We start from the raw sequence: 23,311 nt of genomic DNA, 5'->3' as shown, positions 1-23,311 counted from the left end.
CCCGCGCCGACCGACCACCGGGCAGCGATCGCTGCGCCGGGAGGACGTGCTGCGCGCCGGCGGCGCCGGCCGCGACAGGAGGAGAACCGCAGATGAAGCGCAACGAAGGACGGATCCGGACCTCGCACGGGGGAAACCTGCCGCTCCCGCCCGACCTCAACGAGATGCTCGCCAAGCCGGAGCGCGACGAGGCCGCCGTGCAGACCCGGCTCCCGGAGGCGGTGCAGGAGGTGGTCGACCAGCAGATCGACTGCGGCATCGACGTCGTCAACGATGGCGAGTACGTCAAGGCCGGCGCCGCGGGCGCGTACTCGGGTTACATCCAGGCGCGGGTGACCGGGTGGGAGCGGCGCACGGGGGACGACGCCCCGCCGCCCAAGCGGGGTGGCGTCGCGGAGCGGGACCGCAGGCGCTACCCCGGGTTCTACGAGTCCGGGCTGTGGTTGTCGGGGTCGGGGGGCCCGGTGCGGCCCGGTTTTGCGAAGCCCGGTCCGCCGCCGAAGCAGGCGGTGCGGGTGTGCGTGGAGCCTGTCCGCTACACCGGCTACGACGCGATCGCCGCCGACATCACGGCGTTGCAGCACGCGTTGAAGGACCGCGACGACGACACCGAGGGCTTCATCGCCGCGCTGGGTCCGCTCAGCCTGGGGGCGGGGGCGGTCAACGCGTACTACCCGTCGGAGGAGGAGTACCTGATGGCCGTCGCGGAGGTGATGCGCGAGGAGTACCGGGCCATCACCGACGCCGGGTTGATCGTGCAGATCGACGAGCCGGAGTTCCTCACCACCTGGACCTTCTACCCCGAGTGGAGCGTGCGCGACCTGCGCAAGTACCTGGAGATGGCGGTCGAGGTGATCAACCACTCGCTGGAGGGGATCCCGCTCGAGCAGGTGCGGTTCCACTCCTGCTGGGGCAGCGGCCACCGCCCGCACACCACCGACATCGAGCTGCGCCACGTGGTGGACCTGCTGCTGCGGGTGAACGCGCAGTGCTACGCCATCGAGGGCGGCAACGTCCGCCACGCGCACGAGTGGCGGGTGTGGGAGGAGGTCGACCTGCCGGAGGGCCGGATGCTGATGTCCGGGGTGGTCAGCCACGCCACCGACCTCGTCGAGCACCCCGAGCTGATCGCGGAACGACTGGTGAACCTGGCGAGCGTGCTCGGCAAGGAGAACGTGCAGGCCGGGACGGACTGCGGCATCGGGTCCCGGGTCGGCCACGAGGAGGTCGCGTGGGCGAAGCTGCGCGCGCTCGGCGAAGGCGCCGCGCTCGCGAGCATGCGGCTGTGGGGCTGAGCGGCCGCCCACGGCGCGGGATCCCGCGGCGGGCGGTGCGGGTGGGGATCATCGGGGCCGGGTTCGCAGGGATCGCGGCGGCGGTGAAGCTGCGGCAGTTGACCCGGGCGACGTTCGCTCCACCGCCGCCCAGGTGGTGCCCGGCATCGCCGACGAGGTCGCCCCGCTGCGGGTGTTCCAACGCGAACCCGGCTGGGTCGAACCCAAGCGCGAACGCCCCTTCACCCCGCGGGAACGCTGGATCTACCGCCACGTCCCCGGCGCCCAACGCGCCCACCGGGCGTGGCCGTTCGCCCAGTCGATCGCCCGGTTCACCGCCTACGACGCCACCAGCCGCGCCCAACAGCGCAAACGCCGCGCCTGCCTCGACTACATCCGGCGCACCGTGCACGACCCGACGAGGAGGGCCGCGGTCACCCCGGACTACCCGTGGGCTGCAAACGCCCGGTGCCGGCCTCCACCTTCCACCCCACCCTCAACCTGCCCCACGTGCGCCTGGTGCCGCACCCGGTCACCGCGGTCACCGAAACCGGCCTCGTCGACGCCACCGGCGCCCACCACGAGGCCGACGTGCTCATCATGAGCACCGGCTTCCCACCCACCCGCTTCCTGGCCAACCTCGAAGTCCGCGGGATCGACAAGCAGTCCCAACTCGAACGCCAGGCCGAGGTCGCCGCCAAAGCCGTCCGCCGCCTCGAGACCGGCCCCGGCTACGTCGACACCGACCCCCGGGCCCAACACCGGTGGGTGCGCTGGATCGACCACCAGATCGCCAAGAAGGCCAACGCCATGGAATCCGGCTGCCGCAACTACTACCACGCCCCGAACGGCGCCAACATCACCCAGTGGCCCGGCGCCCACCTCGATTACCTCGTCGCCACCCGCCTGCTGCACCGCATCGGCATCCGCAAGATCGCCGCACCCTGACCAGCGGGCTAGCGGCCGTTCGGCGCCAGGGGTGGAACCATGACCCTAGATTCATGCAGAATCGGGCTGCCTGCCGTGGCGTAGATCACAACGCTGTGTGATCCCCGTTCCGCCATCCGCGGGCACGGCGTCACTCCGACGTCTTCTTCCGTCAACGGCGACCGCGAAGAGTGAGGAGGACCATGCCGATCGGTGGACAGGTCCCACAGGAAGCGACGACGAAACCCACCCCCGACTTCGACGCAGTCGTCGTCGGCGCCGGCTTCTCGGGCCTCTACATGCTGCACCGGCTGCGCGACACGCTCGGGCTGTCGGCGCGGGTGTTCGAGGCGGCCGACGACGTCGGCGGCACCTGGTACTGGAACCGCTACCCGGGCGCCCGGTGCGACTCGGAGAGCTACTTCTACAGCTTCTCCGACCGGTTGTCGGAGGAGCTGCTCGAGGAGTGGACCTGGAGCGAGCGCTTCGCCGCCCAGCCGGAGATCCTGAGCTACCTGCAGCACGTGGCCGACCGGTTCGACCTGCGCAAGGACATCCAGTTCTCGACGCGGGTGGTTGCGGCCGAGTACGACGACGCGACCGGCCGGTGGACCGTGCGCACCGACGACGGCGGGGAGGTCACGGCGACCTACCTGATCACCGCCGTCGGCTGCCTGTCGACGACCAACCTCCCCGACTTCCCGGGGCGGGACAGCTTCCGAGGCGAGTGGTACCACACCGGCACCTGGCCGCACGAGGGCGTCGACTTCACCGGCAAACGGGTCGCGGTGATCGGCACCGGGGCGACGGCCGTGCAGGCCGTCCCGGAGATCGCCGAACAGGCCGCGCACCTCTACGTCCTGCAGCGCACCCCCAACTACGACATCGCCGGGCGCAACCGGCCGATGAGCGAGGAGGACGCCCGGGAGATCAAGGCCAAGTACCGGGAGATCTGGCGGGCGACGCGGGAGACCGGATTCGGCTTCCCGTACGAGATCGCGAACCGGTCCGCCCTGTCGGTCTCGGAGGACGAGCGGCGGCGGATCTTCGCCGACGCCTGGGAGCGCGGCGGGTTCCGGCTCGGCACCACCTTCAACGACCTGCTGTTCGACGAGCGGGCCAACGAGACCGCGGCGGAGTTCCTGCGGGAGCGGATCCGGGAGCGGGTGCGCGACCCGAAGATCGCCGAGATGCTCTCGCCCCGCGACCACCCGTTCTTCACCAAGCGCCCGCCGCTGGAGAACGGCTACTACGAGACGTTCAACCGCGACAACGTCACGCTGGTCGACGTGCGCAGCGCGCCCATCCAGGAGATCACGCCGAACGGGGTGCGCACCGCGGACGCCGAGTACGAGGTGGACGTCATCGTCTACGCCACGGGCTTCGACGCGATGACCGGCACCCTGTTCAAGCTGGGCATCCGCGGACGCGACGGCGTCGGGCTGAAGGAGAAGTGGGCCGACGGGCCGCGCACCTACCTCGGCATCGCGGCCCACGGGTTCCCGAACCTGTTCATGATCACCGGACCGCAGAGCCCGTCGGTGCTGTCGAACATGCCGGTGTCCATCGAGCAGCACGTCGACTGGATCACCGACTGCCTGCGCTACCTGCGGGAGAACGGCTTCGACACCATCGAGCCGCTGCCCGCCGCGGAGGACGACTGGGTCGCCCACCACCACGAGATCACGCAGATGACGCTGCTGCCGAAGGCCAACTCCTGGTGGGTCGGCGCGAACATCCCGGGCAAGCCGCGCAACCTCTACCCGTACGTGGGCGGGGTCGGCACCTACCGCCGGATCTGCGACGCGGTCGCGAGCAAGCGGTACGACGGCTTCGCCACCGGCACGGGCGGCGCGCTCGCGGCCGGCGACTTCACCGGGGTCGCGCGCGCGGCCTACCAGGACGCGGTCGAGGCACCTCCGGCCGTGTCCGCGGTCTCGTAGCCCTCCACCCAGCCACTCCCACGAGCGCGGTCCGCCGCGGCCGCGGGGGCGCTGCCCCCCTGCCGCGGCGGACCGGCCGCACCATCCCCCACTTCGACCGATCTGGAGACGACATGCCCGTCCACCCCGAAGCCCAACAACTGCTCGCCGCCCTCGAGGCGCAGGGGATGCCGCCCTTCGACCACATGACCGTCCCCCAGGCCCGCGCGGCCGCCCAGGGCTTCCGCGACCTGCAGGGCGAGCCGGAGGAGGTCGCCACCGAGGACCGGGTCGTCCCCGGCCCGGCGGGCGACATCCCGGTGCGCGTCTACACCCCCGAGGGCGACGGCCCGAAGCCCGTGATCGTGTACTTCCACGGCGGCGGCTGGGTGATCGGCGACATCGAGGTCTGCGACAACCCGGTCCGCCGGATCGCCAACCGCACCGGCGCGGTCGTCGTCTCGGTGGACTACCGGCTCGCCCCCGAGCACCCCTACCCGGCGCCGTTCGAGGACTGCTACGCGGCCACGGCGTGGGTCGCCGAGCACGCGGCCGAGCTGGGCGGTGACCCCGCCCGCGTCGCGACCTGCGGGGACAGCGCCGGCGGCAACCTGGCCGCGGCGGTGGCGCTCGCCGCCCGGGACCGCGGGGGCCCGCGGCTGGCCGCGCAGCTGCTCATCTACCCGGTGACCGACTTCGACTTCACCACCGAGTCCTACCGGCAGAACGGCGAGGGTTACCTGCTCACCAAGGGCGCCATGGTCTGGTTCTGGGCGCACTACCTCGGCGCCTACGACCTGGGCAAGGACCCGTACGCCTGCCCCGCCCGCGCCGACGACCTCTCCGGGCTCCCGCCCGCGTTCGTCGCCACGGCCGAGTACGACCCGCTGCGCGACGAGGGGGAGGCCTACGCCGCCGCGCTGAAGGCCGCGGGCGTCGAGGTCACCGCGAAGCGCTACGACGGGATGCTGCACGGGTTCGCCTGGACCCTCGGCGCGACGCCCAGCGGGGCCGTCATGATCGACGACCTCGCCGAGGCGTTCCGCAAGGCGACGAGCGGGAGCTCGGACCGGGCCGCCTGACGCGACCGCCACGGCGACCGGACCCGGACGGGCCCGGTCGCCGTACGGCGCGTCACCACGCGCCGAAGGCGGCCCAGGCCACCAACGGCGCCACGACCACCGACGCCAGGCCGTAGCCGAGCAGGTGGCGGAACAGGCGGGCCCGGGCCGACGGCTCCGCGGCGCCGAGGATCAGCCCGCCGGTGATCCCCAGCGGGTTGATGTCGACCAGCACCGAGGCCAACGCGATCGCGAGCACGCCGCCGACGGGGGAGACGCCCGCTTCGACCAGCGGGGGCAGCAGGGGCATCGTCGTCACGAACACCGCGATCGAGCTCGCCGCGAACGACGTGACGCCCGCGATGTAGCACAGCACCAGCAGGCTGAGCATCGGCGATCCCTCGACCCGCAGCAGCTCGCTCAGCCGGTCGAACGCGCCCAGGTGCTGCATCAGGCCCACGTAGGTCAGCAGGCCGCCGATCAGCAGGACCACGCCCCACGGGATGCGCGCCACGATCGCCGCCGGCTCCATGCGGAACAGCACCTGCTGCAGCAGGGCCGCGGTGATGCCGAGGTAGCCGATGTTCATGTCGAACCCGACCGAGGCGACGACGACGGCGAGCAGGCACGCGACCGTGACCGCGCGGGCCCGCGGGTCCGGCGCGGGTGGCGCGGACGCGGGGGCGACGGCCGTGGCCCGGGCCGCCGCGCCCGGTCCGGGGCGCGGCGGGCCCGCGGCGAGGCCGCCCACGCCGGCGGCGCCAGCCGTGTCACCCGGTCCGTCGGGTGTGACGCGCCCGCGGGGCAGGGCGCCGGTCCGCGTCCCCACGAGCAGGAAGGCGGCGCACACGACGAGGCCGGTGAGGACGCCGCCGAACAGGAACGTCACCGGCGCCGAGGCGGGCAGCCCGATGCCGAGCTCGTCGCCCATCCCCCGCGCGGTGATCCCGTAGACGGCGAGCGGCGAGAGCAGGCCGCTGACGATGCCGGTGACCCCGAGCACGGCCGCCACGAACGGCGAGATCCGGTGGCGCGCCGCGAGGCCCAGCGCGATCGGGGCGACGATGGCGGTCGCGGCGGCGGGCAGCGTGCCGACCGCGGTGAGCACCGCGCCGACCACGAACGGCACCAGCGCGACCAGCACCAGGCGGCCGCGCACCAGCCGCAGCAGCAGGTCGAGCAGCCAGTCCAGGGTGCCGTTGACGTGGGCCACCGCGAACAGCGCGGTGACCCCGACGATCAGCACGAAGAAGTCGGCCGGGAAGAACCCGGTCACCTCCGCGGCCGGGACACCCGCGGCGAGCCCGACCAGGAACGCCGCCGCGAACGCGGCCAGCCCGAGGTCGAACGCGGGCAGCAGGGTCGCGGCGAACAGGATTACGAGGACGATGATGGAGACGTAGGCCATCGTCATCGACGGTTCCTCCCTCGTCACACCACGCCGCGGCGGCGCAGGTCGTCGATCTTCGCCTCGGACAGCCCGACCAGCTCCCGCAGCACCTCCGCGGTGTGCTCGCCGAGGGCGGGCGCGGGGCGCGTGATCGCGCCCTCGAACCCGGAGAACCGACCCGCCGGGGCCTGCACGAGGTGGGAGCGGCCCGTGCGGTCGTCGGTGAGCTCGACGACCGACCCGCGGGCGCGGATGTGCGGGTCGGCGCAGACGTCGGCCGCCGAGTTCACCGGCCCGGCCGCGACCCCGTGCGCGACCAGCCGCTCCAGCAACGGCTCCAGGTCGTGGGCGGCGACGAACGCCGCGACCCGGGCCTCGATCTCCTCGCGGTGCTCCAGGCGCGCGGTCAGCGTGTCGTGGACGGCGAGGTCCGGCGCGTCCATGACCGCGATCAGCCGCCGCCACATCTGCTCGGTCGACGCGGGCAGCGCGAGCCAGCGCCCGTCGCGGGTGCGGTAGAGGTTGTTCGGGCTGATGTGCGGGTTCTCGTTGCCCTGCCGCTCGCGCGGGACCCCGGTGGCGCCGTAGTCGGCGATGAAGTCCTCCATCATCCGCAGCAGCGGCTCGTACAGGCCGATGTCGGCCAGCTGCGCCTCGCCGGTGCGGTCGCGCTGGCGCAGCGCGAGCAGCGCGGCGAACGCCGCGTAGACGCCGGTGACCCCGTCGGCGACCGGGTAGCCGGCGAAGACCGGCGGCCCGTCCGGGTGGCCGGTGCGGTGGGTGAGGCCGGCGAAGGCCTCCGCCACGCGCGCGAAGCCGGGGCGATCGGCGTACGGGCCGGTCCGCCCGTAGGCGCTGACGTGCACCATCACCAGGTCCGGGCGGTAGGCGCGCAGGTCGTCGAAGTCGATGCGGAACCTGCGCAGCGTGGCCGGCCGGAAGTTGGTGACGACGAGGTCGGTCGCAGCGGCCAGCCGGCCGACCAGCTCGGCGGCCTCCGGGTGGTGCAGGTCGATCGTGATGCTGCGCTTGTTCCGCCCGACCACCGTCCAGCCCGCCGACACCCCGTCCTGCAGCGGCGGGTAGTGGCGGGCGGGATCGCCGTGGCCGGGCTGCTCGACCTTGACGACGTCGGCGCCGAACTCGGCGAGCAGCCCGGTGGCGAGCGGCCCGGCCAGCACGGTGGACAGGTCGAGCACGCGCACGCCGGTCAACGGGGCATCGCCTGCCATGGATCGCCTTTCACGAGGGGGGTTCGCGCAGGATGCCCGTGGCGCATCCGCTGGAGGAAGACGCGGGAACCGTGCACCGGTGCAAGGCAGAGCCTTCAACATGGCCCTAAGGTGGCGCCGTGCGGGTCGAGCGGGCGCGGTACTTCCTGGCGGCCGTCGAGACCGGGTCGCTGCGCGCTGCGGCGGCGCGGTGCGGCGTCAGCCAGCCCACGATCGGCGAGCAGCTCCGGCTCTTGGAGGAGGAGCTCGACGTCGCGCTGCTCACCCGCAGCCGCACCGGCGTGCGGCCGACGCCCGCCGGCCAGGCGATGCTCGACCCGTTCCGACGGCTGGTCCACGCCGAGGACCTGGTGCGCGAGGCGGCCATGGAGTCCAGCGGCGCCTACCGGGGCAGCGTGCGGGTCGGCGGGGTCAGCGTCACGGCCGAGCTGATCGTCGCCCCCGTCGTCGGCCGCCTCCGCGGCGAGCACCCCGGCTTGCGGTTCACCGTGCGGGAGGGGGCCTCGGCGGACATCGAGGCCGCCGTGCAGGCGGGCGAGCTGGACTTCGGGGTGATCACCACGCCGGCCGAGCCGGCCGGTGACGGGCTGCAGCGGATCCCCCTCGTGACGGCGCCGCTCGGGGTGTACGTGCGCGCCGACCACCCCCTCGCCGGCCGCGGCCACGTCCACTGGCGCGACCTGGAGCACTGGCCGATCGTCACGATGCGCCGCGGCACGGTGCTGTGGGACGTGCTGCACCGGCACGTGCCCGAACCGGACGTCGTCGTCGAGGCGATGTCGGCGCGGACCGTCAAGGTCATGGTCGGCCAGGGGGCGGGGCTCGGGGTGCTCGCCCGCTTCGAGACCTCCGAGGACGTCACGGGGCTCGCGTTCGTGCCCCTGCGCGACGTGCAGCCGGTCGAGCTGTGCCTCACCCAGCGGCGGGACGGCCAGCCGTCGCGCCCGGCGCGCATCGTGCGCCGGCTCGTGCGCGAGCTGGCGGGCGAGCTGGTGCACCACGGCCACGGCCGGTGACCGATCGGATGCGATCGGGCATCCGCGACGAACGACGTCCGGCACCTGGGTCGGACGTCGGTTGCTGCTCGTCGAGCGGGTAGGACCCGCCGACGAGTGCGTCACGTGCACCATCGACGAGCCCATGATCCGGGGCCTTCCTCGAGGAGGCCGTGCGCGCCCAGGGCGTCGCGCTGGTGGCGCTGCTGCGGTTCCGAGGCGGGGAAGCGGTGGCGGTTCGTGATCCCGTCCGTCGCGGTGTTCGGGATCGTGCTCAACGTCCTCATCGTCCTGCTGGAGATCAGGATGCCGCCGTCGATCCTCACCGGCCTGGGCTGACCGGCGGCGGGGCGCTCGTGATTGCCGAGGTCCGGCAGTGCCGCCACCGCATGTCGGCCGACGGTGGCCCGTGCGGGCGGGCTCGCCCCCGGGCAGCGTGGGAGGTGGAGTAGGCAGTCCCACGGCGCGGGGAGGGAGGCGACGGCGATGAGCCACACCCTGCTCGCCTGGCTGCTGTCCGGTGCGCTCGTGCTGGCGGCGCTCGCGGTGAACGCCGTGCGCGTCGTGCCCGCGGGCGAGCGGCTCGTCCGGGTCCGGCGCGGCCGGCACCGGGTGCTGGGTCCCGGCCTCGCGGTCGTGCTGCCCGGCCTCGACCGCGAGATCCGCGTGCCGCTGCGCGCGACCTGGGTCGACGTGCTGTTCCTCGACGCCACCACCCGGGACGGGGTGCCGGTGACGGTCAACGGCGCCGCCCTCGTCTCCGTGACCCACCCGGTTCGCTACGCGCTGGCCGCCGACCCACCGGGCCCGGCGACGGTCGACGCCCTGGAAGCGGAGATCGGCCGCTACGTCGGGGTGCGCGACCTGGCCCAGCTCGCCGAGCCGGTGCTCGACGACGGCGGTGAGCTGACCGCGGCGGTCAACACCAGGACGGCCGGGTGGGGGGTCGAGGTCGCCCGGGTCGAGCTGACCCGGATCGAGGTGCGCCTCGGCGCCGATCTGCTCCGGTGGGCGGAGGGGTTCGCGGCTCGGGGTGGTCGAGGGCTCGTGCGGTCGGCGTGAAGCGGGTTCCGCGGAACCGGAAAGCGGGGCTGTCGAATCAGCGCCCCGCGGAACCTCACTCGACGATCTTGTCGAGGAACGCCTCGAGGTTCCCCACCGTCCGCGCGATCTTCTCCTCCACCGACATGCCCCGGTCGACCGCCCCGCCCACGGTCTGCTTCCGGCCCCGGACGTAGAGCGAGCAGGCCAGGTCCGCGCACACGTACAGCCCGACCGAGTTCCCGCTCCGCCCCGCCGCGCCGGTCCGCCGCCCGCTCATGAGGACGACGCCGCTGCTGGTGTGCGTGGTCAGGCACAGCGAGCAGATGCTGCGTGCGGTGAACCCGCGTGCGTTCGGCGGCGCGGCGCGCAGCGCGACGCCGATCAGGCTGTCCGCCCGCTCGGCGACCAGGTAGGCGCGGCCCGGGGCGCCCGGGTCGCGCCACCCGAGGAAGTCGAGATCGGGCCACGGGAGCGTGTCGAGGCCGGCGGGCAGCTTGAGCCGCTGGGCCTCGCCCTTCGAGCAGTTGACGAAGGACCGGCGGATGTCCCGTTCGCTGAGCCGTATCATCGCTGCCTAAGATTAGTGGTAGTTTGCCTAAACACTTTAGGCAGCATACAAGGGGGGAGCGATGGCGCGCGTGGGCCTCACGGTCGAACGCCTGGTTCGGGCGGGGGCCGATCTCGCCGACGAGGTCGGCTTCGACGAGGTCACCGTCTCGGCGCTCGCCCGGCGGTTCGACGTGAAGGTCGCGAGCCTGTACTCGCACGTGAAGAGCTCGCGCGACCTCAAGACCCGCATCGCCCTGCTCGCGCTGGAGGAGCTCGCCGACCTCGTCGCCGACGCGCTGGCCGGCCGGGCCGGCAAGGACGCCCTGGTCGCCTTCGCGAACGTCTACCGCGACTACGCCCACGCGCACCCCGGCCGCTACGCCGCCGCCCGGCTGGACCTCGACCCCGAGACCGCCGCCGCCAGCGCGGGCCCGCGGCACACGCAACTGGCGGCGGCGATCCTGCGCGGCTACGACATCCCCGAATCCGAGCACGTCCCGGCCGTACGGCTGCTCGGCAGCGTCGTCCACGGGTACGTGAGCCTCGAGGCGGGCGGCGGCTTCGCCCACAGCGCCCCCGACAGCGCGGAGACCTGGCCACGCATCCTCGACGCCCTGGACGCCCTCCTGCGCAACTGGCCCGCGGCACCGAGCTGATCAGCGCCGCGAGCCACCCCGCGTGGTCACTGGGCGGACGGGCTCGCCGCCACGGACGCGGTGGGCGCGGTGGCCGGCTGCGCCAGCGTCCGGGCGGCCTGCGGGTTCACCACGATGACCGGCACGGGGGAGCGGCGCACCACCGCGCGGCTGGTCGACCCGAACAGCGCGCGCGCCGGTGCCCGCCGGCCGCGGCTGCCGACGACGACCAGCCGCGCCTGGACCGCGGCGGCGAGCAGCGCCGGCACCGGGGACTCCTGAACGACCTTCACCTCGACGGGGACGTCCGGGAAGCGCGAGGTCCACGGCTCCAGCGCGGCGACCCCACCGACGAGCGGGTTGTCGTCCCCGGCGTGGAGCACGACGACGCGGCCGCGGTGGGTCTGCGCGTCCTGGAACGCGACGTTCAGCGCCGCGGTGTCGGTCGCCGGGTCGTCGACCCCGACCAGCACGGGGGCGCGGGCCGGCGAGTGGTAGCGGCCGCGGACGACGGCGACCGGGCACGGGGAGCGCCCGCTGACCTCCAGCGCGACGGAGTGGACGAGCACCTCCTGCGGCCGCTCGCCGCCGCCCATGCCGACCACCAGCAGCTGCGCGTGCTGCGCGGCGTCCAGGAGCGACGGGGTCGCGGGGCGTTCGGTGTGCTCGGTCGAGATGCGCAGCGTGGGGTCGATGCGGTAGGCGACGGTGTAGGCCCGGCCGAGGATGTCGCGGGCCCGGCGGGTGCCCACGGTGGAACCGGCGGCGTAGGGGGCGCCGTGCAGGATGTGCAGCGGTGCCCGGCGCAGGCGCGCCTCGGTCACCGCCCACCGGACCGCGTCGAGCGCGAGCCGGCTGCCGTCGACGCCGACGACCACACCGGGTCGGTTCCGATCGGCCTGGCTCCGCGGTGCGTCCATCTCACGCTCCTCCGTCGTCCTCGTCGTCGTCTCCGTCGTCATGTCGGTCGTCATGGTCGGTCGTGCTTCTCCATGGTCACCGCTGCGCGGCGCCGCTTGCCACCTCGTCGCGGATGCGGACGCCGACGACGCCCGGCGTACAGCCCGCCACGACGGTGGCGACGTGCCGGTCGGTCTCGTCGGCTCCCTCGCAGGCCAGCGAGACCACGCCGTCGGCAACCTCCACGTCCCAGCGCCGCCTGCCGGCCGCAGCGAGGTGCGCGGCCACGCCGCGGGCGATGGCCTCGTCGTCGCGGGCGATGGTGCGCAGCACGTCGACCCGGCTGACGATGCCGACCAGGCGGTCGCCGTCCACGACGGGGATGGCGCGCAGGTGCCGCTCCACCATCAACTTTCCGAGATGCGCGGCGTGGGTGTCCGGGGTGGCGGTGACGACCGTCGTGGTCATCACACCGGCGACCTCCGGCGCGGGCTCGGGCGGCGGCGACGGTGGACGGTCGTGGATGAGCTCGCGCGGGTCGGGCAGGATCCGGTCGCGCAGCAGGTCGGCCTCGGAGACCACGCCGAGGAGCCGGTCCTCGGCGTCGACGACCGGGAGCACGGCGAACCCGTGGGTGACGAGCAGGCGTGCGGCCTCCTTCGCCGCGGCGTCCGGTCGCACCGTCACCACGGGGCTCGTCATCAGATCGCGTGCCCTCACGCCGCACCCTCCGTGACGGTGGAGGGCGTCGCGACCAGCTTGCGCCCGGTGAGCCGCTGCAGGGGCACGGCGACGGTGTGGCCGGTGCGGCCCGGCGCCCACGGCTCCGGCAGCCGGGCGGCCAGCTCGGCCAGCCGCTCGGGGACGACCACCTCGTAGGCCTCGCCGACCCCGAGCACGGTCCAGCCGGTGCGTGTCGCCGGGTCGATCTGGTCGACCTGGAAGGCGACGACGGCGCCGCGGGTGGCCGCGGCGAGCTTGCTCCCGCCCGCGGTGCGGAAGATGATCTCCTCGCCGTCGAGGAGGTAGGTCACCGGTTGGGCCGCCGGCATGGCGGCATCGGTGAAAACGACGCGGCCGATCTCGCTCGTGGCGAGCAGGCGGAGGCACTCGGCCTCGTCGAGCTCCACCAGTTCGACGATCGCCGCTCGGTTCGCGGCTGTCACTGTGGCTCTCCTTCGTGGCGTTCGACAATCGACGATCCCCTCTGCCGCGGGCCGTTGACAGGGTCGAAGGTCCCCGCTGGTCGGGCCGGCCGTTCTCCGAGCGCGCGATCGATCCCGCCGCGAGCGGGGCGACGTCGCGGGCCGCCCGGTCGGCGCTCCACGCGACGAGGTCCCCGCCCGGCGGCAGCACCGCCGCCCGGTGTGGTCGAGGGGATCGAACGTGGGGTCGCGCACCCGGGCCGGCGGTCCCCCGGGGTGGGGCCGCTCGATGCTCCGGCGCCCGCCGGACCCCCGGTCCTGCTCGGCGCGGACCCGCGGCACGTCGAGGCGTGGCGAGCTCGCCGATCAGTGCGGATCTGCGACGGGGTGGTGCGGTCCTTCCCCCACGGGTTCGCGAGCTCGGCGGGCCGCAACCGGGGCACCGCGGCGTCGCCCGACACGGCCCGCTCCCCTCGACGCCACCGAGCGTGCTCTGCGGCAGCGGGGGCGGCCGCCGCCGGAGGTCCCGCCCCGCGCGGCCGACCGGCCCTGCCCGCCGCGGCGCCGGCCGGCGACGCTGGGGGCGTGGACGAGCGGAAGCGGGGCCCGGTCCGGCGGAGCTGGGTGGTGGCGTGGTTCGGGATGCTCGCGCTGGCCCTGGTGAACGGCACGCTGCGGGCCGTGGTCACCCAGCCCCTGCTGGGCGAGACCGCGGCCCGGGCACTGGCCACGGTGTTCCTGCTCGCGGCCCTGACCGGCTACGTGTGGTGGCTGCACCGGCGGCGGCCGATCCCGACCGCGCGGCAGGCGTGGGCGATCGGCCTCGCCTGGGTGGCGATGACGCTGGCCTTCGAGTTCGGGTGGGGCCGGGCCGTCGAGGGCCTGTCGTGGCCGGCGATGCTCGCCGACTACGACGTCACCGCGGGCCGGATCTGGGTGCTCGTCCCGGTCTGGACCGCGCTGGCCCCGGTGGTGGTCCGCCGCGCCCAGGCCGCGCACCGCCCGGGTGGCGCGAGCAGGGGTGGCGCGACCGGGGGTGGCGCCGTCACCCGCGGTGCTTGGCCACGGTGAGCAGCACCGCGGAGTCGGCGAGCGCCTCGAGGCTGTGCGGCGCGGGCGGGACGACCAGCAGGTCGCCCTGCCTGCCCTCCCAGGCGTCGTCGCCGCTCACGAGGCGGACCCGGCCGGCGAGGACGTGCACGGTGGCCTCACCGGGGTTGTTGTGCTCGGCCAGCTCCCTGCCGGCCAGCAGCGCGATCACGGTCTGGCGCATCACGTGCTCGTGCCCACCCACGGCGGTGTGCGCCGCCCGCCCGGCGCTGCTGCGGCGGGCGGCCTCGAGCTGCTCACGGGCGAGCGCGTCCAGCGACAGCTTCCGCACGGTGCTCAACTCCTCGGCTCAACTCCTCGCTCACTCCCGTTCCCACCCGCGACGCGGTGGCCGCAGCGCCGGTCCGCCGGCGCGGGAGCGGTAGACGATGTAGGGGCGGAACAGGTAGGGGATCGGCGCGGTGAACGCGTGGACCAGCCGGGTGAACGGCCAGATCGCGAACAGCAGCATGCCGATGAGCGTGTGGATCTGGAACGCGAGACCGGAGTCGGCCATCGCCGCGATGTCGGGTTGCAGCACGAACAGCGACCGGAACCAGGGCGCGACCGTCAGCCGGTAGTTGTGCTCCTCGCCGCCCGCGGCGCCCAGCAGGGTGGTCGCGAGCCCTGCGACGATCGCGGCGACCAGCACGACGTACATGGCCTTGTCGTTCTTCGTGGTGGCCATGAAGACCGGTCCGGTGGTGCGGCGGCGGTAGACGAGGATGCCGACGCCGACCAGGGTGCAGAAGCCGGCGATCGCGCCGAGGACCAGCGCCTGTGCGTGGTAGGCCTCCTCCGGCAACCCCACCGCGTCGGTCCAGCTCTTGGGGATCACCAGGCCGATGACGTGGCCGATGATCACCACGAGGAGGCCGAAGTGGAACAGCGGGCTGCCGATGCGCAGCAGCCGCGATTCGTACAGCTCCGAGGAGCGGGTGGTCCAGCCGAACTTGTCGTAGCGGTACCGCCAGACCGTGCCGAGGACCAGGATCGCGATCATCACGTACGGCAGCACGCCCCACAGCAGGACGTCGAGGGTGCTCATCGGGGTCCTCCCGGCGGGAAGGGGGCGAGCTCGAGCCCGACCTGCTCCTGCGGCGGGCCGGTGCGGGCGAGCGCCCGGGCGCCCGCGACGTCGGCGGGGGAGGGGCCGGGCAGCAGCGCGCACACCGCCTCGACGGGCGCGGCGTACGCGGTGCGGGCGTCGAGGAGCGCGAGCCGCAGCAGCTCCAACCCCGCCCGGTGCTCCTGCAGGACGGCGAGCCCGTCGGCCAGGTCGGCGGTCGCGCCGTACTCCAGCACGGCGGGCAGGAAGTCGGGCAGCTCGGCGCTGTCCCACTCCAGCCCCGCGGCGCGGTAGCGCTGCTTGAGCCCGGCGAGCGCGCCGCCCCGGCGGCGGGTCTCGCCGTCGGTCCACCACGTGAGGTAGAGGCAGCAGCGGCGGCGCCGGTCGAACACCTCGACGTAGTGCTCGGCGAGCCGGCCCGGCGGGGTGGCGAGCGCGTGGTCGAGGAACGCGGTCAGCCGCTCGCGCGGCCGCCCGGCGGGCAGCGTCGCCACCGCGCTGCGAGCCAGCGGGAACGTCGCCCGGACCGCGTCGTCGGGGTACTGCAGGCACAGCGACGCCGCCTGCAGCACGACCGCGGGCCCGGCCGCCCGCGCCGTCACCGCGGCTCCTCCGGGGTGGCGTCGGGCCGGCTGCGGCCGGTGATGTCGCCGGGCTCCGGTGGCGCCTCCCGCGGCGGCGGGAAGAGCCCGGGCGGGCGGCCCTTGCCGTCCCAGTTGAGCAGGTTGATCCGGGCCCCCGGGGCCCCGGGGTCGGCGACGGCGTCGCTGGTCTGCCGGTCCCGCAGGGCGTGGAAGGTCTCCACCGACACCGGCACCGGGCGTCCGGACGCCTCTCCGAACGGGCCGCTGCCGGCGAGCATCCCCGGCCCGCCGTCGACGTCGAGGCTGCAGCCGACCTCCTCCAGGTGGTGGGCGTCGGCCTCGTAGGCGGTGGGGATGACGTAGCGCTCGGCGTACTTCGCGATCGCGAGCAGCCGGTACATCTCGAGGATCTCGCCCCCGGTCATGCCGACCGACGCCGCGATCGACTCCTGCCGCGGGCGGCCGAGCGTCACGTCCCGCATGTACGACCGCATGGCGGCGAGCTTCTGCAGCACGGCGCGGACCGGGGCGACGTCGCCCGCGGTGAACAGCTCCGCGAGGTACTCGACGGGGATGCGCAGCGCGTCGATCGCGCCGAAGAGGTTGCCCACGTCCTCCCCGTCGTGCCCGGTCTCGACGAGCCGGTCGACCACGGGGGACAGCGGCGGGATGTACCAGACCATCGGCATGGTCCGGAACTCCGGGTGCAGCGGCAGCGCCACCCGGTAGTCCTTGGCCAGCCGGTACACCGGCGAGCGCTGCGCGGCGTCGATCCAGTCCTCGGCGATCCCGTCGCGGCGGGCGGCGGCGACCACCGTCGGGTCGTTCGGGTCGAGCAGCAGGTCGAGCTGCGCTTCGTACAGGTCGTGCTCGTCCTCGACGGACGCGGCGGCGGTGACGGCGTCGGCGTCGTAGAGGACGAGGCCGATGTAGCGCAGGCGCCCCACGCAGGTCTCACTGCACACCGTCGGCAGCCCGACTTCCACCCGCGGGTAGCAGAAGGTGCACTTCTCGGCCTTGCCGGTGCGGTGGTTGAAGTAGACCTTCTTGTACGGGCAGCCCGTCACGCACATGCGCCAGCCGCGGCAGCGGTCCTGGTCGACCAGCACGATGCCGTCCTCGGCGCGCTTGTACATCGCCCCCGACGGGCACGACGCCACGCACGACGGGTTCAGGCAGTGCTCGCAGATGCGCGGGAGGAAGAACATGAACGCCCGCTCGTAGTCGAACCGGACCTTGTCCTCCGACTCGCGCCGGATGCGCTCCACGATCGGGTCGCGCGGGCCGTGCTCGGGGGCGCCGCCGAGGTCGTCGTCCCAGTTGGCGCTCCACTCGACCGACATCGGTTCGCCGGAGATCAGCGACTTGGGTTGGGCGACCGGGAAGTCGTCGCCCAGCGGGGCGTCGGTGAGGTTGTCGTAGTCGTAGGTCCACGGCTCGTAGTAGTCGCGGATGTTCGGCAGGACGGGGTTGGCGAAGATCGACAGCAGCTTGCGGACCCGGCCGCCCGCCCGGAGCTCGAGCCGCCCGCGCCTGTTGCGGACCCACCCGCCCTTCCAGCGCTCCTGGTCGGCGAAGCGGCGCGGGTAGCCCTGGCCGGGCCGGGTCTCGACGTTGTTGAACCAGACGTACTCGACGCCGCTGCGGTTGGTCCACGCCTGCTTGCAGGTCACCGAGCAGGTGTGGCAGCCGATGCACTTGTCGAGGTTCATGACCATGCCCAGCTGGGCCATCACCTTCATCAGAACCGCACCTCCTGCGCGCGGCGCCGGATCACGGTGACCTCGTCGCGCTGGTTGCCGGTGGGGCCGAGGTAGTTGAAGGCGAACGACAGCTGCGCGTAGCCGCCGACGAGGTGCGTGGGCTTGACGAGGATCCGGGTCAGCGAGTTGTGGATGCCGCCGCGGCGCCCGGTGACCTCCGACCGCGGCACGTTCACCACCCGCTCCTGGGCGTGGTAGACGAACACGGCGCCCGGCGGCAGGCGGTGGGTGACGATCGCGCGGGCGACGAGAACGCCGTTGCGGTTGACGCCTTCGACCCAGTCGTTGTCGCGTACGCCGATCGCGGCGGCGTCGGCCTCGCTCATCCACACGACGGGGCCGCCGCGCGACAGCGACAGCATGAACAGGTTGTCCTGGTACTCGGAGTGGATCGACCACTTCGAGTGCGGCGTGAGGTAGCGGACGGTCACCGACCGGCCGTCCTCGCCGAGCTCCCCGGGGCGGGGCCCGCCGAAGAGGCGCTGCATGTCCAGCGGGGCCCGGTAGACGGGCAGGGCCTCGCCGAACTCGTGCATCCAGTCGTGGTCGAGCAGGAAGTGCATGCGCCCGGTGAGGGTGTGCCACGGTTTGCCGCGCTCGACGTTCACGGTGAACGGCGCGTAGCGCCGCCCGCCGGTCTCGCTGCCCGACCACTCCGGGCTGGTGATCACCGGCACCGGGCGGGCCTGGGTGTCGGCGAACGTGATGCGCCGTTCCTCGCTGCCCTCGGCGAGGTCGGCGAGGCGGGTGCCGGTGCGCCGCTCCAGCTCCCGGAACCCCTGCACGGCCAGCCGGCCGTTGGTCGTCGCCGACAGCGCGAGGATCGCCTCGGCCATCTTCGCGTCGGTGTCGATCGCGGGGCGGCCGTCGCCCGCGCCGCCGAGCAGCACCCCGTTGGTCGCCGCGAGGTGGGCGACCTCCTCGTCGGGGTGGTAGGTGACCGCCTTGGTCGTCATGCCGAGCCGGTCGACGAGCGGCCCGATGCTCGCCATCTTGTCGGCGATCGCGGTGTAGTCCCGCTCGACCACCACCAGGTTCGGCATGGTCCGCCCCGGCACCGGCTCCACCTCACCGGTCCGCCAGTCGCGCACCCGGCCGCCGGGCTGCGCGGTCTCGCCGGGCGTGTCGTGCTGCAGCGGGACGGCGACGACGTCGCGGCGCACGCCCAGGTGCGTGCGGGCGAGCTCGGAGAAGCGGCGGGCGATCGCGTGGAAGGCGTCGAAGTCGGTGCGCGTCTCGAACGGCGGGTCGATGGCCGGGGTGAACGCGTGTACGAACGGGTGCATGTCGGTGGTGTTGAGGTCGTGCTTCTCGTACCAGGTGGCGGCCGGGAGCACGACGTCGGCGAGCAGCGTGGAGCTGGTCATCCGGAAGTCCAGCGCCAGCAGCAGGTCGAGCTTGCCCTCGGGCGGATCGCCGTCGCGCCAGGTCACGTCGCGGGGCCTGCGGTCGGCGGGCGTCTGGTCGGCGAGCAGGTTGTTGTGGGTGCCGAGCAGGTGCTTGAGGAAGTACTCGTCGCCCTTCGCCGACGACCCGAGCAGGTTCGCCCGCCACAGCGTGAGGCAGCGCGGCCAGTTCTGCGGCGCGTCGGGGTCCTCGATCGCGAACTTCAAGCGCCCCGCGCGGAGCTGGTCGACGACGTGGGCCGCGACGTCGCCGTCGCCCGCCTCGTCGGCCAGATCGAGGGGGTTGCGGTCGAACTGCGGGTAGGACGGCATCCACCCGAGGCGGGCCGACAGCGCGATCGTGTCGATGGTGTGCATGCCGGCGAGCAGGCCGCGCGCCAGCGGTGAGGTGAGGGCATCGGCGCGGTAGCCGTCGTAGCGCCACTGGTCGGTGTGGGTGTACCAGTAGGCCGTGCCGATCATCTGGCGCGGTGGGCGGGACCAGTCGGTGGCCATCGCCATGGTCGCCCAGCCGGTGATCGGCCGGCACTTCTCCTGCCCGACGTAGTGCGCCCAGCCGCCGCCGTTGCGGCCCATCGACCCGGTGAGCAACAGCAGTGCGAGCACCGCGCGGTAGGTGGCGTCGCCGTGGAACCACTGGCAGATCCCCGCCCCCATGATGATCATGGTGCGGCCGCCGGACTCCTCGGCGTTGCGCGCCATCTCGCGGGCGACCCGCGTGACCTGCTCGGCCGGCACGGAGGTGATCGGCTCCTGCCAGGCGGGCGTGTAGGGGGCGTCCGCGTCGTCGTAGCCGGTCGGCCAGTCCCCGGGCAGGCCCGGGCGGGCGACGCCGTACTGGGCGAGCAGCAGGTCGAACACGGTGGTGCACAGCCGCCCGCCCACGCGGCGCACGGGCACGCCGCGGCGCAGCACCCCGCCGGCGCCGTCGAGGGCGTCGAACCGGGGCAGCAGGACCTCGGCGGCCTCCCCGCCGAGCAGCGTGAGCTGCGGGGCGACCTCGCCGAGGTCGAGGTTCCACCGGCCGCGCCCCGACTCGGTGTAGCGGAAGCCCAGCGAACCGTTCGGCACCACGGGCTCCCCGGTGCGGCCGTCGACCAGCACCGTCTTCCACGCCGCGCCCTCCCCGGTGTCGCCGAGGTCGGCCGCGGTGAGGAACCGCCCGGGCACGTGCGCCCCGTCGCGCTCGTCGAGCGTCACGAGGAACGGCAGGTCGGTGTGGCGCTGCACGTAGTCGACGAAGAACGGCACGCGCCGGTCGACGAAGAACTCGGTGAGGATCACGTGGCCCATGGCCATCGCCATCGCGCCGTCGGTGCCGGGCTGGGCGGGCAGCCACGTGTCGGCGAACTTCGTGTTGTCGGCGTAGTCGGGCGAGACCACGACGACCTTCTGGCCTTTGTAGCGGGCCTCGGCCATCCAGTGCGCGTCGGGCGTGCGGGTGATGGGGACGTTCGACCCCCACATGACGAGGTAGGAGGCGTTCCACCAGTCACCGGACTCGGGCACGTCGGTCTGGTCGCCGAACACCTGCGGCGAGGCCACCGGGAGATCGGCGTACCAGTCGTAGAAGGACGTCATGCAACCGCCGACGAGCTCGATGAACCGCGACCCGACCGCGTGGCTGACCATCGACATCGCCGGGATCGGCGAGAAACCCGCGATCCGGTCCGGGCCGTAGGCCTTGATCGTGTGCACGTGCGCGGCCGCGACCATCTCCACGGCCTCGTCCCACGAGACCCGCACGTGGCCGCCCTTGCCGCGGGCGCGCTGGTAGCGGCGGCGTTTGTCCGGGTCGGTGGTGACCTCCGCCCACGCCAGCACGGGGTCGCCGAGGCGCGCCTTCGCCTCGCGGTACATCTCGACCAGCACGCCGCGGGCATACGGGTAGCGGACCCGCGTGGGGGAGTAGGTGTACCAGGAGAACGCGGCGCCGCGCGGGCAGCCGCGCGGCTCGTACTCGGGGGAGTCGGGGCCCACCGACGGGTAGTCGGTCTGCTGGCTCTCCCAGGTGATGATCCCGTCCTTGACGTAGACCTTCCACGAGCACGAGCCCGTGCAGTTCACCCCGTGCGTGGAGCGCACGACCTTGTCGTGGCTCCAGCGATCCCGGTAGAAGACGTCGCCGGAGCGGCCGCCCTCCCGGTACTCCGCGCGCAGGTCGGGCGACGTCTCGCGGCGGGTGAAGAAGCGGCCGGTCCGCAGCAGCGCGTCCGCCACGGGGCCGTCGGTGCCCGGCCCGTCCGCCGGGCCCCCGGTCGTCCCCGCCACGTGTCGCCCGCCCATGCGTGAAGCTCCCCCCGTGGTCCGCCCCGTACCGGCGTTCCCGCAGCCGGCCGCGGCCATGCCTGTCGATCGCTGGGCGTCCCATGATGCTGCCGCGGGGCGCGGCGGATCACCGGCGAAAGTCCCGGGTACTCGGTCGCAACGGCCCTGTCCGGCCGGCGGGCGAGCTGGCGGAATCGGGCCTGGCCACCCCATCCGGAGGCGATCATGGTCGAGGATCCGTCCGCCCGCCGAGCGCTCGTGCTCGCCACCGTCGGGTTCGCGGTGACGTTCTGGGCGTGGGCGCTGCTGTCGCCGCTGGGGGCGTCGCTGCGCGACGAGCTGGGGCTCACCTCGTTCGAGCAGTCCCTGGTGGTGGCGGTCCCGGTGATCGTCGGGTCGGTGGGCCGGATCCCGGTGGGCACCCTCACCGACCGGCTCGGGGCGCGCCGGATGTTCCCGACCGTCGCCCTGCTGACCGTGGCGCCGGTCCTCTACCTCGGCCACTTCGCCGACTCGCTGGCCGACTACCTCGTCGGCGGGTTCTTCCTCGGGCTCGGCGGCACCACGTTCGCCATCGGCGTGCCGTTCGTGAACTCCTGGTACCCGCCCGAGCGGCGCGGCCTCGCCCTCGGGATCTTCGGCGCGGGGATGGGCGGCACCGCCATCTCGGCGTTCTCCACCGTGCAGCTGGCCGCCGCGTTCGGACCGAGCTTCCCGTTCGACCTGGTCGCGGTCGTGCTCGTGTTCTTCGCGGCGGTCGGCTTCCTGCTGCTGCGCGACCGCCCGGGCCGGACGGTCGCCTCGGGCTCGGTGCTCGCCCGGCTCGTCGCCACGCTGCGGATGCCGGTGGCGCTGCAGCTGTCGTTCCTCTACGCGGTGGCGTTCGGCGGGTTCGTGGCGTTCTCGGTCTACCTGCCGTCGTACCTCACGACGGCGTTCGGGCTGGAGGGCGGCGACGCGGCGCTGCGGACCGCGGGGTTCGTCGTGCTCGCGGTCGCGATGCGACCGGTGGGCGGGTGGATGTGCGACCGGCACGACCCGGTGCGGGTGCTCACCGGCGCCTACGCCGTGGTGACCGCCCTCGCCGTGCTGGCCGCGCTGGAGCTGCCGCTCGTCCCGATCGGGACCGTCGCCTTCCTCGGCCTCGCCGCCGCGCTCGGCGTCGGCACCGGAGCGGTGTTCGCGCTGCTCGCGCGGCTCGTCGAGCCGGAGCGGGTCGGAGCGGTGACCGGGCTCGTCGGCGCGGCGGGCGGGCTCGGCGGCTTCTTCCCGCCGCTCGTGATGGGCCTGACCCACGGGATCTTCGACGACTACTCGCTCGGGTACGTGCTGCTCGCGCTCACCGCGGCCGCCGCGGGCGCGCTCACCGCGACCACCGTGCGCAGGCGCGTGCGCGCGCACGCCTCGCGTTGATCTGGGCCGCGCGCCGACCCGGGGCCATCGGCCCTGTGCCGGGGCCGGCCCGCGGGCCACGCTGGAGGTGGGGGAACCCACGGGAGCGAGGAGACGGCATGAAGGCGCGTGACGTGATGAGCAGCCCGGTGGTCTTCCTGCGGCCGCAGGTGCCGACCGACGTCGCCGCCGCGCTGCTCCTCTCGCACGGCTACAGCGCCGCCCCGGTCGTCGACGACGACGGGCGGGTCGTGGGCATCACCACCGAGGCCGACCTGCTGCGCGGCCGGTTCCACCCCGACCGCTGGGAGATCGACACCGGGCCGGAACCGCCGGTGGGCGAGGTGATGACCCGCGACCCGATCTGCCTCGGGCCCGACGCCGACCTCGCCGAGGTGGTCTCGGCGATGCTCGACGCGGGGATCAGGTCCGTGCCGATCGTCGAGAACGGGCGCCCGGTGGGCATCGTGTCGCGCCGCGACGTCCTGCGCGTCGTGGCCAGGGGGCGCGCCGCCGCGGGTTAGCTGTACTGACCCGGGAGGTTGTTGACAGTTAGGCGGCGAGTCGGGTGGCTGGGGGTCGGCCACCGAGAGCGGAGTGGGCGCGTCGAGTGTTGTAGCGATCGACCCAGGTGTCGAGGGCGGTGAGTCGTTCGTGGTTGGACAG

22 protein-coding genes are annotated in these 23,311 nt (G+C 73.7%); 10 read left to right on the top strand and 12 right to left on the bottom strand.

Annotated features, from left to right (window positions below):
* Nucleotides 1-92 precede the first annotated feature (92 nt).
* The 4 genes from VKZ81_RS24520 to lipP1 all read left to right on the top strand — a co-directional run bounded on the left by VKZ81_RS24520 (nt 93) and on the right by lipP1 (nt 5,205).
* Nucleotides 93-1,295 carry a uroporphyrinogen decarboxylase/cobalamine-independent methonine synthase family protein gene (locus VKZ81_RS24520; protein WP_324244025.1) on the top strand — a complete coding sequence of 401 codons (1,203 nt, stop codon included), beginning with the start codon at nt 93-95 and terminating at the stop codon, nt 1,293-1,295.
* Nucleotides 1,296-1,742: 447 nt separating this feature from the next.
* Entirely contained in the window at nt 1,743-2,222 is a 480-nt protein-coding gene (locus tag VKZ81_RS24515) for an NAD(P)/FAD-dependent oxidoreductase (RefSeq protein ID WP_324244024.1), read from the top strand.
* A 182-nt stretch (nt 2,223-2,404) separates the two neighbouring features.
* Entirely contained in the window at nt 2,405-4,144 is a 1,740-nt protein-coding gene (locus tag VKZ81_RS24510) for a flavin-containing monooxygenase (protein WP_324244023.1), read from the top strand.
* Between the two features lie 113 nt (nt 4,145-4,257).
* Nucleotides 4,258-5,205 (top strand): LipP1 family hormone-sensitive lipase, encoded by a 948-nt coding sequence (lipP1, locus tag VKZ81_RS24505; protein ID WP_324244022.1) that lies wholly within the window; start codon nt 4,258-4,260, stop codon nt 5,203-5,205.
* 52 nt (nt 5,206-5,257) lie between these two features.
* Here the strand turns inward: lipP1 and VKZ81_RS24500 are convergent, their stop codons facing one another.
* The gene (locus VKZ81_RS24500) at nt 5,258-6,598 is read right to left on the bottom strand and encodes an SLC13 family permease (RefSeq protein WP_324244021.1); all 1,341 of its coding nucleotides are present in this window, start codon (nt 6,596-6,598) and stop codon (nt 5,258-5,260) included.
* 17 nt (nt 6,599-6,615) lie between these two features.
* Entirely contained in the window at nt 6,616-7,806 is a 1,191-nt protein-coding gene (locus VKZ81_RS24495) for a CaiB/BaiF CoA transferase family protein (protein ID WP_324244020.1), read from the bottom strand.
* A 119-nt stretch (nt 7,807-7,925) separates the two neighbouring features.
* Between VKZ81_RS24495 and VKZ81_RS24490 the strand changes: the two genes are divergently transcribed.
* Nucleotides 7,926-8,822, top strand: coding sequence for a LysR family transcriptional regulator (locus VKZ81_RS24490; RefSeq protein WP_324244019.1), 897 nt, complete (start codon nt 7,926-7,928; stop codon nt 8,820-8,822).
* Between the two features lie 465 nt (nt 8,823-9,287).
* On the top strand, nt 9,288-9,863 hold the full coding sequence (locus VKZ81_RS24485) for an SPFH domain-containing protein (protein WP_324244018.1): 576 nt from the start codon (nt 9,288-9,290) through the stop codon (nt 9,861-9,863).
* Nucleotides 9,864-9,918: 55 nt separating this feature from the next.
* Here the strand turns inward: VKZ81_RS24485 and VKZ81_RS24480 are convergent, their stop codons facing one another.
* Complete coding sequence (locus VKZ81_RS24480) at nt 9,919-10,413, bottom strand: FBP domain-containing protein (protein ID WP_324244017.1); 495 nt, start codon at nt 10,411-10,413, stop codon at nt 9,919-9,921.
* A 61-nt stretch (nt 10,414-10,474) separates the two neighbouring features.
* Here VKZ81_RS24480 and VKZ81_RS24475 point away from each other — a divergent pair, with 61 nt between their 5' ends.
* Nucleotides 10,475-11,050 carry a TetR/AcrR family transcriptional regulator gene (locus VKZ81_RS24475; protein WP_324244016.1) on the top strand — a complete coding sequence of 192 codons (576 nt, stop codon included), beginning with the start codon at nt 10,475-10,477 and terminating at the stop codon, nt 11,048-11,050.
* A 26-nt stretch (nt 11,051-11,076) separates the two neighbouring features.
* On the opposite strand, the gene VKZ81_RS24470 is transcribed toward VKZ81_RS24475, so the two are convergent.
* From VKZ81_RS24470 to VKZ81_RS24460, 3 genes are all read right to left on the bottom strand, one after another.
* On the bottom strand, nt 11,077-11,949 hold the full coding sequence (locus VKZ81_RS24470; protein WP_324244015.1) for a universal stress protein: 873 nt from the start codon (nt 11,947-11,949) through the stop codon (nt 11,077-11,079).
* Nucleotides 11,950-12,025: 76 nt separating this feature from the next.
* On the bottom strand, nt 12,026-12,649 hold the full coding sequence (locus VKZ81_RS24465) for a CBS domain-containing protein (RefSeq protein WP_324244014.1): 624 nt from the start codon (nt 12,647-12,649) through the stop codon (nt 12,026-12,028).
* A complete protein-coding gene (locus tag VKZ81_RS24460) occupies nt 12,646-13,095 on the bottom strand; it encodes a pyridoxamine 5'-phosphate oxidase family protein (RefSeq protein WP_324244013.1) in 450 nt (149 codons plus the stop codon). Before VKZ81_RS24460 ends, VKZ81_RS24465 begins: the two co-directional genes overlap by 4 nt.
* A 564-nt stretch (nt 13,096-13,659) precedes the next feature.
* On the opposite strand from VKZ81_RS24460, the gene VKZ81_RS24455 reads away from it, so the two are divergent.
* On the top strand, nt 13,660-14,145 hold the full coding sequence (locus VKZ81_RS24455) for a hypothetical protein (protein WP_324244012.1): 486 nt from the start codon (nt 13,660-13,662) through the stop codon (nt 14,143-14,145).
* Here VKZ81_RS24455 and VKZ81_RS24450 read toward each other — a convergent pair.
* From VKZ81_RS24450 to VKZ81_RS24430, 5 genes are read right to left on the bottom strand one after another with little or no spacing between them, the layout of a single operon-like run.
* The gene (locus VKZ81_RS24450) at nt 14,120-14,455 is read right to left on the bottom strand and encodes a cupin domain-containing protein (protein WP_324244011.1); all 336 of its coding nucleotides are present in this window, start codon (nt 14,453-14,455) and stop codon (nt 14,120-14,122) included. The two genes, VKZ81_RS24455 and VKZ81_RS24450, sit on opposite strands and share 26 nt — an antisense overlap.
* A 30-nt stretch (nt 14,456-14,485) precedes the next feature.
* Nucleotides 14,486-15,211, bottom strand: a complete 726-nt coding sequence (gene narI / locus VKZ81_RS24445; RefSeq protein WP_324244010.1) for a respiratory nitrate reductase subunit gamma — start codon at nt 15,209-15,211, stop codon at nt 14,486-14,488.
* The gene (gene narJ / locus VKZ81_RS24440) at nt 15,208-15,834 is read right to left on the bottom strand and encodes a nitrate reductase molybdenum cofactor assembly chaperone (protein ID WP_324244009.1); all 627 of its coding nucleotides are present in this window, start codon (nt 15,832-15,834) and stop codon (nt 15,208-15,210) included. The genes narI and narJ overlap by 4 nt, the downstream gene beginning before the upstream one ends.
* Nucleotides 15,831-17,558: a nitrate reductase subunit beta gene (gene narH / locus VKZ81_RS24435; protein WP_324244008.1), complete on the bottom strand. Its 1,728-nt coding sequence runs from the start codon at nt 17,556-17,558 to the stop codon at nt 15,831-15,833. The genes narJ and narH overlap by 4 nt, the downstream gene beginning before the upstream one ends.
* The gene (locus VKZ81_RS24430; RefSeq protein WP_324244007.1) at nt 17,558-21,271 is read right to left on the bottom strand and encodes a nitrate reductase subunit alpha; all 3,714 of its coding nucleotides are present in this window, start codon (nt 21,269-21,271) and stop codon (nt 17,558-17,560) included. The genes narH and VKZ81_RS24430 overlap by 1 nt, the downstream gene beginning before the upstream one ends.
* A 207-nt stretch (nt 21,272-21,478) precedes the next feature.
* Here VKZ81_RS24430 and VKZ81_RS24425 point away from each other — a divergent pair, with 207 nt between their 5' ends.
* Nucleotides 21,479-22,666 (top strand): MFS transporter, encoded by a 1,188-nt coding sequence (locus VKZ81_RS24425; protein WP_324244006.1) that lies wholly within the window; start codon nt 21,479-21,481, stop codon nt 22,664-22,666.
* A gap of 98 nt (nt 22,667-22,764) precedes the next feature.
* Nucleotides 22,765-23,169: a CBS domain-containing protein gene (locus VKZ81_RS24420; protein WP_324244005.1), complete on the top strand. Its 405-nt coding sequence runs from the start codon at nt 22,765-22,767 to the stop codon at nt 23,167-23,169.
* A gap of 28 nt (nt 23,170-23,197) precedes the next feature.
* On the opposite strand, the gene VKZ81_RS24415 is transcribed toward VKZ81_RS24420, so the two are convergent.
* Entirely contained in the window at nt 23,198-23,311 is a 114-nt protein-coding gene (locus VKZ81_RS24415) for an integrase core domain-containing protein (protein ID WP_414709466.1), read from the bottom strand.

This window comes from Pseudonocardia sp., from assembly GCF_035305885.1.
In the GTDB taxonomy this organism is placed as follows: Bacteria; Actinomycetota; Actinomycetes; order Mycobacteriales; family Pseudonocardiaceae; genus Pseudonocardia.
Note: the sequence above shows the minus strand (reverse complement) of the source record. Positions and strands in the feature narration are given on the sequence as shown.

Excerpts from the sequence above, each read along its gene's own strand:
- lipP1 (WP_324244022.1), top strand. The coding sequence starts at position 4,258 with ATGCCCGTCCACCCCGAAGCCCAACAACTGCTCGCCGCCCTCGAGGCG.
- VKZ81_RS24425 (WP_324244006.1), top strand. The coding sequence starts at position 21,479 with ATGGTCGAGGATCCGTCCGCCCGCCGAGCGCTCGTGCTCGCCACCGTC.
- VKZ81_RS24510 (WP_324244023.1), top strand. The coding sequence starts at position 2,405 with ATGCCGATCGGTGGACAGGTCCCACAGGAAGCGACGACGAAACCCACC.
- narH (WP_324244008.1), bottom strand. The coding sequence starts at position 17,558 with ATGAAGGTGATGGCCCAGCTGGGCATGGTCATGAACCTCGACAAGTGC.
- VKZ81_RS24420 (WP_324244005.1), top strand. The coding sequence starts at position 22,765 with ATGAAGGCGCGTGACGTGATGAGCAGCCCGGTGGTCTTCCTGCGGCCG.
- VKZ81_RS24520 (WP_324244025.1), top strand. The coding sequence starts at position 93 with ATGAAGCGCAACGAAGGACGGATCCGGACCTCGCACGGGGGAAACCTG.
- VKZ81_RS24475 (WP_324244016.1), top strand. The coding sequence starts at position 10,475 with ATGGCGCGCGTGGGCCTCACGGTCGAACGCCTGGTTCGGGCGGGGGCC.
- narI (WP_324244010.1), bottom strand. The coding sequence starts at position 15,211 with ATGAGCACCCTCGACGTCCTGCTGTGGGGCGTGCTGCCGTACGTGATG.
- VKZ81_RS24430 (WP_324244007.1), bottom strand. The coding sequence starts at position 21,271 with ATGGGCGGGCGACACGTGGCGGGGACGACCGGGGGCCCGGCGGACGGG.
- VKZ81_RS24485 (WP_324244018.1), top strand. The coding sequence starts at position 9,288 with ATGAGCCACACCCTGCTCGCCTGGCTGCTGTCCGGTGCGCTCGTGCTG.
- VKZ81_RS24500 (WP_324244021.1), bottom strand. The coding sequence starts at position 6,598 with ATGACGATGGCCTACGTCTCCATCATCGTCCTCGTAATCCTGTTCGCC.
- VKZ81_RS24470 (WP_324244015.1), bottom strand. The coding sequence starts at position 11,949 with ATGGACGCACCGCGGAGCCAGGCCGATCGGAACCGACCCGGTGTGGTC.
- VKZ81_RS24495 (WP_324244020.1), bottom strand. The coding sequence starts at position 7,806 with ATGGCAGGCGATGCCCCGTTGACCGGCGTGCGCGTGCTCGACCTGTCC.
- VKZ81_RS24480 (WP_324244017.1), bottom strand. The coding sequence starts at position 10,413 with ATGATACGGCTCAGCGAACGGGACATCCGCCGGTCCTTCGTCAACTGC.